Annotated in this window: 12 protein-coding genes; 3 read left to right on the top strand and 9 right to left on the bottom strand. The window is 72.5% G+C overall.

Features of this window, described 5'->3' with window-relative positions; translation table 11 throughout:
* Positions 1-136: 136 nt before the first annotated feature.
* Both JNO44_RS15120 and JNO44_RS15115 read right to left on the bottom strand, forming a co-directional pair.
* Positions 137-1,171 (bottom strand): CU044_5270 family protein, encoded by a 1,035-nt coding sequence (locus JNO44_RS15120; protein WP_205364623.1) that lies wholly within the window; start codon positions 1,169-1,171, stop codon positions 137-139.
* A complete protein-coding gene (locus JNO44_RS15115) occupies positions 1,164-1,703 on the bottom strand; it encodes an RNA polymerase sigma factor (RefSeq protein WP_205364621.1) in 540 nt (179 codons plus the stop codon). Before JNO44_RS15115 ends, JNO44_RS15120 begins: the two co-directional genes overlap by 8 nt.
* Before the next feature lie 127 nt (positions 1,704-1,830).
* Here JNO44_RS15115 and ctaD point away from each other — a divergent pair, with 127 nt between their 5' ends.
* Positions 1,831-3,504, top strand: coding sequence for an aa3-type cytochrome oxidase subunit I (gene ctaD / locus JNO44_RS15110; protein ID WP_205364618.1), 1,674 nt, complete (start codon positions 1,831-1,833; stop codon positions 3,502-3,504).
* 10 nt (positions 3,505-3,514) lie between these two features.
* On the top strand, positions 3,515-3,904 hold the full coding sequence (locus JNO44_RS15105) for a hypothetical protein (RefSeq protein WP_205364616.1): 390 nt from the start codon (positions 3,515-3,517) through the stop codon (positions 3,902-3,904).
* Here JNO44_RS15105 and JNO44_RS15100 read toward each other — a convergent pair.
* Positions 3,876-5,117, bottom strand: coding sequence for a cytochrome P450 (locus JNO44_RS15100; protein ID WP_205364614.1), 1,242 nt, complete (start codon positions 5,115-5,117; stop codon positions 3,876-3,878). The two genes, JNO44_RS15105 and JNO44_RS15100, sit on opposite strands and share 29 nt — an antisense overlap.
* Positions 5,118-5,396: 279 nt before the next feature.
* Between JNO44_RS15100 and JNO44_RS15095 the strand changes: the two genes are divergently transcribed.
* Complete coding sequence (locus JNO44_RS15095; RefSeq protein ID WP_073447935.1) at positions 5,397-6,566, top strand: steroid 3-ketoacyl-CoA thiolase; 1,170 nt, start codon at positions 5,397-5,399, stop codon at positions 6,564-6,566.
* Between the two features lie 68 nt (positions 6,567-6,634).
* Here the strand turns inward: JNO44_RS15095 and JNO44_RS15090 are convergent, their stop codons facing one another.
* The 6 genes from JNO44_RS15090 to JNO44_RS15065 all read right to left on the bottom strand — a co-directional run bounded on the left by JNO44_RS15090 (position 6,635) and on the right by JNO44_RS15065 (position 14,234).
* Positions 6,635-7,606 carry a helix-turn-helix domain-containing protein gene (locus tag JNO44_RS15090; protein WP_205364612.1) on the bottom strand — a complete coding sequence of 324 codons (972 nt, stop codon included), beginning with the start codon at positions 7,604-7,606 and terminating at the stop codon, positions 6,635-6,637.
* 794 nt (positions 7,607-8,400) lie between these two features.
* Positions 8,401-9,339 (bottom strand): ECF transporter S component, encoded by a 939-nt coding sequence (locus tag JNO44_RS15085; protein WP_205364610.1) that lies wholly within the window; start codon positions 9,337-9,339, stop codon positions 8,401-8,403.
* Entirely contained in the window at positions 9,336-10,964 is a 1,629-nt protein-coding gene (locus tag JNO44_RS15080) for an ABC transporter ATP-binding protein (RefSeq protein ID WP_205364608.1), read from the bottom strand. Before JNO44_RS15080 ends, JNO44_RS15085 begins: the two co-directional genes overlap by 4 nt.
* Positions 10,961-12,199 carry an energy-coupling factor transporter transmembrane component T gene (locus tag JNO44_RS15075; RefSeq protein WP_205364606.1) on the bottom strand — a complete coding sequence of 413 codons (1,239 nt, stop codon included), beginning with the start codon at positions 12,197-12,199 and terminating at the stop codon, positions 10,961-10,963. The genes JNO44_RS15080 and JNO44_RS15075 overlap by 4 nt, the downstream gene beginning before the upstream one ends.
* Entirely contained in the window at positions 12,196-12,894 is a 699-nt protein-coding gene (locus tag JNO44_RS15070) for an SCO2322 family protein (protein ID WP_205364604.1), read from the bottom strand. Before JNO44_RS15070 ends, JNO44_RS15075 begins: the two co-directional genes overlap by 4 nt.
* On the bottom strand, positions 12,891-14,234 hold the full coding sequence (locus JNO44_RS15065) for a terpene cyclase/mutase family protein (RefSeq protein ID WP_205369856.1): 1,344 nt from the start codon (positions 14,232-14,234) through the stop codon (positions 12,891-12,893). The genes JNO44_RS15070 and JNO44_RS15065 overlap by 4 nt, the downstream gene beginning before the upstream one ends.
* Positions 14,235-14,539: the final 305 nt, after the last annotated feature.

Genomic DNA, 14,539 nt, shown 5'->3' with positions numbered 1-14,539 from the left:
GCACCACCGCGCCGAAGGATCGTCGCGTCCCTCCAGGATCGGCCATGGGCCCGGGCCCCGCCACTCGGGCGGTCACCGGGCGGGCGCGGCCGCCCCGCCGCACGCGCCGCGTGGCCGGCGTCTCCCGGTGGACGTCTCACGGCATCCACGCCTCATACGACATCACCTCGCCCGCGGTGATCCGGAAGTCGGGCAGGTCCTTGGTGAAGGTGATCTCCGTGCCGAGGAGTTGGCCGGTGCGCGGATCGAGGATCACCATCTGGCGGGTGGCGTCCATCGCGCCGTCGGGCCCGTCGTGCACGAACGCCTGCCCGCGCCGGCCCAGTCGGTCGGTGACCGCGCCGGCCGGCCGCAGGCCCTTGGTGTCCGCCAGCATCCGTACGATCGCCGCCGTCTCCCGCGGCCCCGGCGTCCACTCCTGCCGGAACGAGGAGAGCGCCATCAGCAGTTGCGGGACGGCGGCCGCGTCGGCGTCCCCGCCGTCACCGTCCGCCGCGCCGTAGAGGGAGGCGAGCAGTGCCCGCAGCGCCGTGGGGTCGGTGGGCGGCCTCGTCCGGGCGGCGAGCCCGTCGTGCCGCGCGCCCGACCCCGCCGGATAGGCCGCGCGGTGCAGCACCTTCCCGTCGCTGACGGTCCGCCAGCGGCCCTCGTCGTCGTGGATGACCGGGCGGCCCGGGTGCTGCGGGTCGGTGGCCACGACCAGTTCGGAGCCGCTGCCGTCGGCGTTCCACCGGGTGATGCGCTCCTCGGGGACGGCCACCGGGGACGCCGTGTCCGGGCCGGTCCCCATGGACAGGCTCCAGCTCTGCAGATGGCTGCCGCGGCGCGGTCCGTCCTGGGGGCCGGCCGTGCGGGCCAGGGCCTCCGCGATGCGGGCCAGCCCGTCCAGCGAGGGCACGGGGCGGCCGGCGTGCGGGACGAGCGCGGACGGCGCCGCGACGGCCGGGCTGCTGCCGGCGTCGGTCAGGGTGAAGGCGAGCACCGCGACCAGGGCCAGCACGGCCGCCTCGGCGCGCAGCACCAGACGGCGGCGGGCCCGCCGGGTGCGGGTGCTGTGCAGCAGGCGGTTGAGGGCGCGCTGCGCGGTGGCGTCCAACGGGCGGTCCCGCCAGCGGCCGTCGTCGGCGGGCACCGGGTTGGCCGCCCGCAGCAGCTCCAGTTCGTCACGCATGGCCGTCGCCTCCTCCTCGAACGGACACAGTGGTCCGGGTACGGTCGATCTCCGCGCGCAGCCGGCGCCGGGCCCGGTGCAACCGCATGGCCGCCGCGCTCCGGCCGCAGCCGAGGACCACCGCCAGCTCCTCGACGGTCAGTTCCTCCCAGGCGGTCAGCCGCAGCACCTCCTGGTCGCCGGCGGGCAGTCGGTCCAGCGCCTCGTGCACCCAGGAGCCGGGCCGCTCGGCGTCCGGGCTCTGAACGGTCTGCCGGCCGTGCGCCGCCTCGTGGTTGCCGAGCCGGTGCAGCAGCCGCCGGTAGCGGCCGAGCCCGCGCACCGTGTTGGCCAGGCAGTTCCGGGCCACCCCGTACAGCCAGGGCAGCGGCGCGTCGGGGAGCTCGGTGCGCCGCCGCCACGCTATGGAGAAGACGTCCGCCACCACCTCCTCGACCTCGTGGGCCGGGGCGTCCAACCGCCGCGCCACGAAGCGGCTGACCGCCCAGTAGTGCGCGCGATATGCCTCGGCGAAGGCGTCGTCCGTGCTCATGAAACCCCTGTGTCCGGCATCGCCCCGATCGTCACATCCCTCCCGCGTGACACATCCCACCCTGGCGGTGGGCCGTTTCGCACCCGTCACCCGTGACGATGCGCGGGAAGGCGGACACCTACGGGGCATGAAGCTCCCCGCAACGTCCTCTCCGGCGGCCGGGCCCGCCGCGCAGCCGGCCGCCGTGGCGCGGCCCGCCGTGCCGCGGAACCCGGTGAAGTGGCTGACGACCACCGACCACAAGACCATCGGCACGCTCTATCTGGTGACCGCCTTCGGCTTCTTCTGCGTCGGTGGACTGCTGGCGCTGCTGATGCGTGCCGAACTGGCCAGGCCCGGACATCAGTTGATGTCGAACGAGCAGTTCAACCAGGCGTTCACGATGCACGGCACGATCATGCTGCTGATGTTCGCGACGCCGTTGTTCGCCGGTTTCGCGAACTGGATCATGCCGCTGCAGATCGGCGCGCCCGACGTGGCGTTCCCGCGGCTGAACATGTTCGCCTACTGGCTCTACCTCTTCGGCTCGCTGATCGCGGTGGGCGGTTTCCTGACGCCTCAAGGGGCGGCGGACTTCGGCTGGTTCGGATATGTGCCGCTGTCCGACGCCGTGCATTCACCGGGTGCCGGCGCGGATATGTGGATCACGGGTCTGGCCTTCTCCGGCTTCGGCACGATCCTCGGTTCGGTCAACTTCATCACCACCATCATCTGCATGCGCGCCCCGGGCATGACGATGTTCCGGATGCCGATCTTCACCTGGAACGTGCTGCTGACCGGTGTGCTGGTCCTGCTCGCCTTCCCGGTGCTGGCCGCCGCGCTGTTCGCCCTGGAGGCGGACCGTAAATTCGGTGCCCATGTCTTCGACGCCGCCAATGGTGGCGCATTGCTCTGGCAACACCTCTTCTGGTTCTTCGGCCATCCAGAGGTGTACATCATCGCCCTGCCGTTCTTCGGCATCATTTCCGAGGTCATTCCGGTCTTCTCCCGGAAGCCGATGTTCGGTTACATCGGTCTGATCGCCGCGACGGTTTCCATTGCCGGTCTTTCGGTGACGGTGTGGGCGCACCACATGTATGTGACGGGCGGCGTGCTGTTGCCGTTCTTCTCCTTCATGACGTTCCTGATCGCCGTTCCGACCGGTGTGAAGTTCTTCAACTGGATCGGCACGATGTGGAAGGGCTCGCTGTCCTTCGAGACGCCGATGCTCTGGGCGATCGGCTTCCTGATCACCTTTGTCTTCGGTGGTCTGACCGGCGTCATCCTGGCGTCGCCGCCGATGGACTTCCACATCTCCGACTCGTACTTCGTGGTGGCCCACTTCCACTACGTGGTCTTCGGTACGGTCGTCTTCGCGATGTTCGCCGGATTCCACTTCTGGTGGCCGAAGTTCACCGGCAGGATGCTCGACGAGCGGCTGGGGAAAATCACCTTCTGGACGCTGTTCGTGGGCTTCCACGGCACGTTCCTGGTCCAGCACTGGCTGGGTGCGGAGGGCATGATGCGCCGCATTCCCGACTATCTCGCCGCCGACGGCTTCACCGCGCTGAACACCGTCTCGTCCATTTTCTCGTTCCTGCTGGGCATGTCGATCCTGCCGTTCCTCTACAACATCTGGAAGACCGCCAAATACGGCGAGAAGATCGAGGTGGACGACCCGTGGGGCTGGGGCCGTTCGCTGGAGTGGGCGACGTCCTGCCCGCCGCCGCGGCACAACTTCACGTCCCTGCCGCGCATTCGCACCGAATCCCCGGCATTCGACCTGCACCACCCCGACATCGCGGCTGCGATCGAGCACTGAGGGAAGGCCCATGACCGAGCGGACCGGCGGGGGAGAGGACCTTCGGATGGCGGAGGCGATCAACGACATCGAGGGCTATCTGCTGTGGGAGGCGGAGCAGGAGCGGGCCCGCAGCCAGGCGGAGGAGTTCTGCGCCCGGCTGCCCTGGCTCACCGACTCCCAACGGGAGGACGTCCTCCGGCACTACTGCCGGGAGCGGCGCGAGGTCTCCCGCTCCTATCTGGAGCGCGTCGCGGCCCGCAGCGCGTCGCTGCGGGCCGAATACGAGGGCGTCTACCGCACGCTGCGCCGCCGCATGGTGGCCGCGCTGCTGAGCGTCGGCGTCCTGGCGGTGCTCACGCTGACAGCGCTCACCCTGGCGGCGCCCTCCCTCAGCGGTAGTGCACCCGGAGTTCCTTGACCCCGTTGAGCCAGGCGGAGCGCAGTCGCCGCGGGTCGCCGGCCAGGGAGATCCCGGGCACGGCGTCCGCGATGGCGTTGAAGATCAGGTCGATCTCCAGCACGGCCAGCGACTTGCCGAGGCAGAAGTGCGGGCCGCCACCGCCGAAGCCCAGGTGGGGGTTGGGATCGCGGGTGATGTCGAAGAGCTCGGGGTGGTCGAAGACCGAAGGGTCGTGGTTGGCGGACGAGTAGAAGATCCCGACCCGTTGGCCCTTCTTGATGCGTGCGCCGCCCAGTTCGGTGTCCTGGGTGGCGGTGCGCTGGAAGGAGACCACCGGGGTCGCCCACCGCACGATCTCCTCGGCCGCGGTCCCCGGGCGCTCGCGCTTGTAGAGCTCCCACTGGTCGGGGTGGGTGAGGAAGGCGTGCATGCCGTGGGTGATGGCGTTGCGGGTGGTCTCGTTGCCGGCCACCGCCAGCAGCAGCACGAAGAACCCGAACTCGTCGGAGCCGAGGTTCCCTTCGTGCTCGGCGGCCACCAGTCGGCTGACGATGTCCTTCGCGTCCTTGGACGGGCAGCCCTTGCGGGCCGCGGCGAGGTTCATCGCGTACGAGATCAGCTCCACCGCCGCGTTGGCGCCGACCTCCTCGGTGATGGCCAGTTCCGGGTCGTCGTAGGCGACCATCTTGTTCGACCAGTCGAAGATCCGGGCCCGGTCCTCCTGCGGGATGCCGATGAGTTCGGCGATCGCCTGGAGGGGCAGCTCACAGGCGATGTCGGTGACGAAGTCGCCGGAGCCCCGGTGCCGGGCCTCCTCGACGATCTGCTCGGCCCGCCGGCGCAGGGCGTCCTCCAGGGCGCGGATGGCCCGCGGGGTGAAGCCGCGCTGCACGATCTGGCGGACCCGGGTGTGCTCCGGCGGGTCCATGTTCAGCATGATCAGCTTCTGGACCTCGATCTGGTCGCGGGAGATGCCCTGGTTGAAGCGGATGATCGAGGTGTTCAGATTGGCCGAGAAGACCTCCGGTTTGGTGGAGACCTCCTTGACGTCCTGGTGGCGGGTGACGACCCAGTAGCCGTCGTCGTCGAAGCCGGCGATGCCGTGCGGCTGGGCGTTCCACCACACCGGCGCGGTCCGGCGCAGCCGTGCGAACTCCGGGAGCGGGACCCGGGACTGGTAGACGTCGGGGTCGGTGAAGTCGAACCCTTCGGGCAGCGCGGGGCAGTGCATCGGCGACTCCTGGTCCAGCTGGCGTGGGACGCCCTGACGGCACCGTCGTCCCACCATCGAGTGTCTGACGGGCCATCAGATGCAGGTCGCGGTGAAGGTAGTAACGAGTTCTACAAGTGGCAAGGGTCACGGCAACACCTCTTGCGCACAAGGGCCTGCAGCCCTCTTGCGCCGCACCGGACGGCTCATAAGACTGTGCGCAGAACTAGAACGCGTACTAGTTCTTCCCTCCGTGGGCGCCGGGACGTCCGCGGACGCGAGGAGAGGACGAGTTGAGTCATGGCCGCGGAACCCGTCATCGTCGAAGCCGTACGCACCCCGATCGGCAAGCGCCAGGGCGCGCTCGCCAACCTCCACCCCGCCTACCTCCTGGGCGAGACGTACCGCGAACTCCTCGCCCGTACGGGCATCCAGCCCGACTGCGTCGAACAGATCGTCGGCGGCACCGTCACCCACGCCGGCGAACAGTCCATGAACCCCGCCCGCAACGCCTGGCTCGCCATGGGCCTGCCCTACGAGACCGCCGCCACCACCGTGGACTGCCAGTGCGGCTCCTCCCAACAGGCCAACCACATGGTCGCCAACATGATCGCCGGCGGCGTGATCGACATCGGGATCGGCTGCGGCGTCGAGGCGATGTCCCGCGTCCCGCTCGGCAGCGGCTCCAAGCACGGCCCCGGCAAGCCCTGGCCCGACGAGTGGAACGTGGACCTCCCCAACCAGTTCGAGGCCGCCGAACGGATCGCCCGGCACCGCGGCCTGACCCGCGAGAACGTCGACGCGCTCGGCCTGCTCTCCCAGGAACGGGCCGCCACCGCCTGGGCCGAGGAGCGCTTCAAGCGGGAGACCTTCGCCGTCCAGGTCCCCACCACCGAGGACGAGCAGGCCGCCGGCCAGGGGATGTGGCGGCTGGTCGACCGCGACGAGGGGCTGCGGGACACCAGCATGGAGGCGCTGGGCCGGCTCAAGCCGGTGATGCCCACCGCGGTCCACACCGCCGGCAACTCCTCGCAGATCTCCGACGGCGCCGCCGCGCTGCTGTGGGCGTCCAAGCGGATGGCGCGCGCCCTCAAACTCAAGCCCCGGGCCCGCATCGTCGCCCAGGCGCTCGTCGGCTCCGACCCGCACTTCCACCTCGACGGGCCGATCGACGCCACCCGGGCCGTCCTCGGCAAGGCCGGCATGTCCCTCAAGGACATCGACCTGGTCGAGATCAACGAGGCGTTCGCCTCCGTCGTGCTCTCCTGGGCCCGGGTCTTCGACCAGGACCTGGAGAAGGTCAACGTCAACGGCGGCGCCATCGCCCTCGGCCACCCCGTCGGTGCCACCGGCGCCCGCCTCCTGGCCACCGCCTTGCACGAACTGGAGCGCCGCGACAAGGAGTTCGCCCTGATCACGATGTGCGCGGGCGGGGCGCTGGCGACCGCGACGATCATCCAGCGGCTGTAGGTCGCGTCCGACGGGGCCGGCTGGGCGAGCTCGCCGGTCCCTGACGTCCGAACTCCCTTCTTCGTTCTTTACGCTGCTTCTGATGCCCTGCGCAGCGCGTCCCTGTGTTCCCACGACCAGGGTGCGTCCCTCAGCTCTTCCGGCAGCCCGGCGAGTCCGGATTTCAAATGATCGACCGCCTCGCTGTACCGGCCGAGCGCGAGGGCGCAGAGCCCCATATTCAAACGGTTGAATGCAGGGGTGAGCCAATATGCGGTATCGGGCGGGGGAAGGGGGGCGGCCTCATCTGTCAGCCCCTCCGCTTCCTCGACCATGCGCAGAGCCGCATCGAGTTCGCCCATGGTCGCCATTCCGGCAGCCGCTTGGAGAAAATCGCCGATGCGTTGGGCGGGGTGCGCGCCCGGTGTAGTCGCCGCCGCAGCGAACCAACGGGCAATTCCTTGAGGGCGGTTCTGCTGTCGAGAAACGTAGCCTTTGAAGTTGAGTGCCTGCGCGGCGAGGGTGCCGTTCCCGATTTCGTCGGCCAGTTCTAAAGCGTCATTGAGGAGCCTGACCGCTTCACTGTCCTTGCGAACCTGTGCGAGCATCCACCCCGAGAACTGCACCCACTCGGAAGCGACCTCCGCTAGTCGGTCCTTGTGGGGGCCACGGGCTCCCCGGAGCATCCGGGTAACTTCCCCCATCTGCGCCATGGTTGCCGGGACCAGTGACCCTGGCTCTGCCGTATCGTCCAACCGCCGATAGGCAGCCAACACGCCAGCGAGAGCGTCGACGGTTCCGGCATCCAGGCGGGACGGATTGGCAGCGCTCCGCTTGACCCGTTCGCGGTTGTCTCCATCAAGCACCGTTGCGGCCAACGCGCCGTCTGCGCCCACGAGAGAATCCAGCGCGGAAGCCAACTTTGCCGATGTACGCTGTTTTCCGTTCAGTACTCGGGACAGATAGGCCACGTCATAGTTCAGGGCACGTGCGGCAGCTTTTATCGAATATCCGCTGTCCCGAAGCGCTCTGCGGGAAAGATCAGCAAAGTCGTCACGCATCGTGAACCTCTGAGGGTTGACCGGTGGTGTCTCCAGAATAGTCAACCCTGGTCAACTCCCGCGTGGCTCCTGCACGTCGCAGCATGGACGTGGCAAGAACCCCCGCGACCGTCCGACCGGCCCGGGGCGTGGCCATCAACCAAGTGGAGGTTGACGACATGCACCACGCTCTCGCGTGGCCTTTTGAGACGCTGTGGAGCTTGTTCCTGTCCGCACGAGGCCGTCACGATGCGGCCGACACCGAGGAACGGCACGAGCCGCGGTTGCAGCGGGGGCGCCGGCGGGCGCTGTGGCTCGCGGTCCACGGGATCGACGCCGGGCCGCGTCGGATTCTTCCCCAAGCTCTCAACTGCGTTCGAGCAGGGGAGACCCCATCGGCGGAGGTGAGGGGTTGATGCCCCGCATGTGCCGTGCCGTTCACCTGCCGGACTCCGTTCCGATGCCCGAGCCCGAGCCGGTTACCGGGTGCGATGTGTGCGGGGCGCTGGTCCAGCAGCGTGCACAAGCGCGAGCCGTCGGGGACAGGTCGAAGGTGATCGACTGCAACGTCGAGTTGCGCCGCCACCCTCATCGGCGGAAGGCGATGCCATGACCGACCAGGCCAAGTTGAGGCCGCCGGAGCTGAGGCCACCGCTGGTGGCGACGGGTGAGGGTGTCGTTTACGTGCCTCCCGGAGATCCGGTGCCCCCGTGCACGGAGCCGTGTGCCCTCTGCGCTGGGAAGGGGCGGCAGGGCACGCCCGAGGAGTGACCCGGCCGGGCCGCCGGGCGGTACCGGCACCCGCCGCCGGGCCGTCAGGACCCGCCCGGCCGCCCGGCCTCGTCCGCGAAGGTCACCGGCGCCTCGAACGCCGCCCGCCGGGTCGCCCGCCGCAACGCCTTCAACACCGCGCCGCCCAGCGTCAGGGTGAGCACGACGGTGACCACCGCCCGCGGCAGGTCCCACCCCAGCGACGTGGCCAGGCAGTACGCCAGGAAGCGCGTCAGGTTGGCGGAGAGCGGATCACCCGGCACGAACGACACGCCCGACGCCAGCCCCCCGATGTACGGCCAGCCCTGGAGGTTCATCACCACTCCGTAGCCCACCGACGCCACCGCCCCGTACCCGGCCAGCAGCACCAACTCGCGGCGGCCGCGCAGCCCCCGCGCTCTCGACCCCGCCCCCGCTCTGAACGTTGTTCGAGCGGGGGCACCCCCATGCCCGGCGGGGGCCTCCAGGGCGCCCGGCAGCAGCCCCGCCCCCATCGACACCCACCCCATCGACAACATCTGGAACGGCATCCACGGCCCGACCCCGCCGGTCAGCAGCGCCGAGGCGAACATCGCCACCGACCCCAGCACGAAACCGAACCCGGGGCCCAACACCCGCCCCGACAACACCATCAGGAAGAACATCGGCTCGATGCCTGCGGTCCCCGCGCCGAGCGGGCGCAGCGCGGCCCCCGCCGCGGCCAGCACCCCGAGCATCGCGATCGCCTTGGCGTCCAGACCGCGGGTCCCCGCGGCCCCCGCCGAGGGCGTGTCCGAGATGGTCGCCACCACCACCGCGAGCAACAGCGGCAGCAGCGCGGCGAACAGCCACGGCGCGTCCTGCGAATGCGCCAACCCGGAACCAGGACCGGCCAACAACGGCCAGCCGAACGCCACCACACCGACCGCCGACACCAGGCACAGCGCGGCCACCGCCCGCGGGCCGAGCCGCACCGCCCGCACCCGCGGGGCCGACGCCGTCACGCCGAGGCCCCTTCCAGGGAGCGGGCGACCTGCCCGACGGTCAGCCACGGCAGCGGCGCCAGCACCTTGGCGACCTGCGGGGCGAACGCGGGGGAGGAGACCACCACGTCCTCGGTCGGGCCGTCCGCGACGACCTCCCCGTCCGCCAGGATCACCACCCGGTGCGCCAGTTCGGCGGCCAACTCCACGTCGTGCGTGGCCAACACGCACGCCTGCCCCTCGGCGGCCAGCCCGCGCACCACCTCGACCAGCCGCGCCTTGGCCGCGTAGTCCAGGCCCCGGGTGGGCTCGTCGAGCAGCAGCAACGGCGGCCGGGCGGTCAGCACCACCGCCAGCGCCAGCGCCAGCCGCTGCCCCTCGGACAGGTCCCGCGGATGCGCCGCACCCCGCACCCCCGGCAGCAGGCGCGCCACCACCTCCCGGCACGTCCCGGCGGGCGCGCCCGCGTCCCGGTCCGCCGCGGCGCACTCCCCGTCCACGGTGTCCGCGGACAGCAGGTCCCGCGGCTCCTGCGGCACCAGCCCGACCCGGCGCAGCAGATCCCGCGGCCGGGTCCTGTGCGGAACGGCACCACCGACCCGCACCGAACCCGCCGACGGCTGGTGCATCCCCACCAACGCCCGCAGCAAGGTGGACTTGCCCGCCCCGTTGCGGCCCATCAGCGCGACCGTCTCGCCCGGCCGGACGGTCAGCCCGACCCCGTGCAGCACCGGCGTCCGGTCCCGGTGGACGCCCAGCCCCGCGACCGTGGCGACCGGCTCCGCGTCCGCCGCCGGCACCGCCGCCGGCCCGGGCGACGGCACGGCCACCGCCGACAACCGCTCCCGCAGCGGGGCCGCCTTCCGACGGGCGTCGCGCACCGACAGCGGCAACGGCGACCAGCCGGCCAGCCGGCCCAGCTCGACCACCGGCGGCCGGACCGGGGAAGCGGCCATCATGCCGGCCGGCTCACCCATCACCGGAGCCGCGCCCGGCCCCGGCAGCAGGATCACCTGGTCCGCGTACTGCACCACCCGCTCCAGGCGGTGCTCGGCCATCAGCACCGTCGTCCCCAGATCGTGGACCAGCCGCTGCAGGACCGCCAGCACCTCCTCCGCGGCCGCCGGGTCCAGCGCCGACGTCGGCTCGTCCAGCACCAGCACCTTGGGGTGGGCGGTCAGCACCGAGCCGATCGCCACCCGCTGCATCTGCCCGCCCGACAGCGTGCCGATCGCCCGGTCCCGCAGGTCGGCCAGACCCAGCAGGTCCAAGGTCTCCTCGACCCGGCGGCGCATCACGTCCGGGGCCAGCCCCAGCGACTCCATGCCGTAGGCCAACTCGTCCTCGACGGTGTCGGTGACGAAGTGCGCCAACGGGTCCTGGCCCACCGTGCCGACCACATCGGCCAGTTCGCGCGGCGGATGGGTGCGGGTGTCCCGCCCGTCGACGGTCACCCGGCCGTGCAGGGTGCCGCCGGTGAAGTGCGGCACCAGCCCGCACACCGCGTTCAGCAGGGTCGACTTGCCGACCCCGGACGGGCCGACGAGGAGGCACAACTCGCCCTCGGGCACGGTCAGATCGACCCCCTGGACGGCCGGCTCGGCGGCGTCCGCATAGGTGACCGAGACCTGCTCGAAGCGGATCACTGCGTGGGCTCCTTCGTGAACGGATCGGAAGCGGAGGGACGGGCGGAGGAGGCGGACGGGGCAGAGGAGTCGGACGAGGCGGACGGGGCGGACGGGGCGGACCGGGCGGGGGAGGACGACCGGGCGGACCGGCCGGCGCCGGCGCCGCCCCCGGCCCGCGCCGGCACCGGCGCCACCACCGCCGGCACCAGCCCCACCAACAGCGACAACGCCGGCCACAGCGGCAGCACCGGCGCCGTCAGCGGCACCGCCGGCGGATGCAGCGCCCCCGGTGCGTAGCCGTTCGCCGCGATCATCAACGCCGCGACCGCGACCCCCGACCCCGACACCAACCAGGCCCGTACTCCCCACGGCTCCGGCCGGTAGCGGGTCCGGACCGACCGCCGGCCCCCCAGCCACAGTCCGGCCATCGCCGCCCCCAGACCGACCACCAGCAGCGGCAGCCCGTAGCCGCCCCCGGAGTCGCCCAACAGCCCGTACGTCCCCGCGCACACCCCGAGCAGCCCGCCCAGGGTCAACACCGACGTCAACCGCCGCACGGCGGGCGGGACCTGAGCGGTCCGCCCGTAGCCGCGGGCGTCCATGGCCGCGGCCAGCGCCACCGACCGCTCCAACGCGCCCTCCAACACCGGCAGCCCGACCTGCAACAGCGCCTTCGCCCCGCGGTCCGGACGGCCGCGCAGCCGACGGGCCGCCCGCAACCGCTGCACGTCCGCCACCAGATGCGGCGCGAACGTCATCGCGACCACCACCGCCACCCCCGCCTCGTACAGCGCGCCGGGCAGCGACTTCAGCAGCCGGGCCGGATTGGCCAGCGCGTTCGCGGCGCCCACACAGATCAGCAGGGTGGCCAGCTTCAGCCCGTCGTACAGCGCGAAGAGCATCCCCTCCGCGGTGACCCGGCCGCCCACCCGGACCCCCTTCGCCCAGTCGGGCAGCGGGAGTTCGGGCAGCGTCACCAGGGTGTGGGTACCCGGGATCGGCGAGCCCAGCACGAACGCGAAGACCAGCCGGATGCCCAGCACCACCAGCCCGAGCCGGACGAACGCGCCGTACGACCGCGCCCACGGCGCATCCGTCCGGCGCACCGCCACGACATAGCCGGCCACCCCGATCAACAGCCCCAGCAGCAGCGGATTGGTGGTCCGGGACGCCGCGGTCGCCAGACCGAGCGCCCACACCCACCAGGCGCCGGCGTGCAACGCGGTACTGCGGGTGGCGTGCGGGGCGCTCATCCGCGCCGCCGACGCGCCTGCCACGCGCCGGCCGCGCCCAGCACCACCACGGCTGCGATCCCGCCGATCAGCCCGGCCGACGGCCCACCGCCGTCGTCCCCGCCCGCGGCGCCGGTGGCACCGGGCGTCGGCTTCGCCGCCGTCGCCCCGCCGCCGTCCACCTGCTCGGCACAGCCCGACCGCGGATAGCCGGCGATCCCGCACAGCAGCGCACTGGCGTCGTACCGCAGCGGCTTGGCGACCGCGGCCAGCGCCTCGCCCGCCGAGGCGTCCGTCGGCACCTGCGCACAGGCCGTCCGGCCCGCCGGCGGACGCTCGCCGGGCGGCGCGTCCCCCGCGGTACCGAAGTCGATCACCACTCCGACCCGCTTGCTGCCGGGCTCGGCCGGGGTCCGCCCGCAGAGCGCGGCGAAGTCCGGGGCGGTGCGCGGACCGGCCGCCTTCGCGGAGTCCGCACTCACCGTGAAGCGGAATCCGACGACGCCGCCGTCCGCCGGCCGCGCGGTGCCGGGCCCCTCCGTGGCGTACCCCCACGAGGCGCCCGTGCCGCCGGCCGTGGCCGGCCTGCCGTCCCAGAACGACCAGTACCGGTACTCCTGCGCCTGCGCGGGCCCGGCACCCAGACCGGTCACCACCCCCGCTAGCAGCAGCGCCCCGGCGACCCGCCGGGTCCGCCCCTGCCGCAGCACCCTCACAGCGCGTTCTTGTTCTTGTTGCGACCGCTGATCAGGAAGCCGATGCCGGCACCGAAGGCGAGCCCGACGCCGATCACCCACCACATCCCGATGCCGCCGTCGTCCTTCCGGTCCGCGGCGTCCTTCTGTGCGGACGGCGCACCGCTGCCGGCCGGCTCGGGCCCGGTGGCGTTCAGCGCGGCCACCAGGTCGGTGCCGGCGAAGGCCCGCGGGTCGGTGCCGGTGGCGTGCGCGGCGAAGATCAACTGGGCGTACGCGGCCGGGCCGCTCTGCTTCGCCCAGCTCGCGGCGTTCTTCTCCAACCAGGCCAGCGGTTTCTGTGCTTCCGCGCCGTACGCGCCGGCCGCCAGCGCGACCACCGTGTCCGCGGTGTTGCCGACGTCCGGCTGCTGCTCGGCGCCCGGCATCGCGGACCGCAGGTGCTGCCCGTCGGCGTCCAGCTGCCCGACGAGCCAGGCGGCGCCGCCGTCCGCGGCCGCCGTCCGGGCCGCCGTGTCGCTGCCCCGCACCTCGCCCTTCGCGCAGTCCGGTGCCGTGACCGGCCGGTCGGCGTCCTTGCCCGCCGGCGCCACGACGAAGCCCTTGCCCAGCGCGCCGGTGACCGCGGCCGCGGTCGCGTCGGCGTTCGGCGCGGGGTTCTTCAACTGGAAGGTGAACGCCCCGCGCTCCGCCTCCTTCGCGTCGCACCCCAGCCGGAACCCCAGCAGCGCGTCGTACGGCGACTTGCCGCCCTTCGCCGTCACCGACTCCGGCTTCGCGCCCGCCGCGGCGAGCGCCCCGATCACCACGGCCGTGGAGTTGGCGTCGCTCGCCTCGCCGCCCGGCCCCGCGGGCATCGAGCTCCAGCCGCCGTCCGCGTGCTGGACGGACTTCAGCCACGTCACGGCCTTCTGCACCGCGTCGCCGTGTCCGCCGAGCGCGGCCAGCGCCTGGATCGCGGCGGCCGTCTGGTTGGTGTCCCGCATCGTGTGGGCGTCGCAGCCCTTGCCCGGGTCGGCCCGGTACGCCGCGAACCCGCCGTCGGCGCACTGCTGCCCCGCCAGCCAGTCCACCGCGGTCGCCGCCGGGCGCACCCCGACCGTGTGCTGCGCCAGCAGCGCCAGCGACTGCCGCCACACGCCGTCGTACTGCGGGTCCGTGGTGCCGTACAGCCCCTTGGGCAGCTTCTGCTGCTTCGGCTGCGGCGGGGCCGCCGGGCCGTCGGCGTACGCGGCGGGGGCCGCGGCGCCGGCCAGTACGGCGGCGGTCGCCACGGCGGCCAGCGTCCTGGCGGCGCGGCGTGCCCGGGGGGCGGCGGAGTGCGGCTGCGGCGCGGGGGTCAGGGGAGCCGTGGGGGCCATGCGGGCCATCGGATGGGTGCCTCTCGGGTCGGTCGGGTCGCGGCGGGGTACGAAGCCGAGCCGCGCTCGGGCGACCGGCCGCGCCGCCCGTGCGGCGTGCGGCGCGGTGGCACCGGGCTCAGCTCCGCATACCTCGACGGCGCCGCGCACCGGTCGGCCGCGGGGGCGGTGGATCCGGTGGCGGGAGCCTTGGTCGTGCCCCATCGGGTGCTCCGGCTCGTCCGGCCGCGGTGGGGGCGGCCGTGCTCACGGACGGGGTGCCCCCGGGCTCGAACGAAGCCGAGAGCTCAGGGGAGGGGCAGCGC

This window comes from Streptomyces noursei (assembly GCF_016917755.1).
Classification (GTDB): Bacteria; Actinomycetota; Actinomycetes; order Streptomycetales; family Streptomycetaceae; genus Streptomyces; species Streptomyces yunnanensis.
This window is presented reverse-complemented; position numbering and strand designations above follow the sequence as displayed.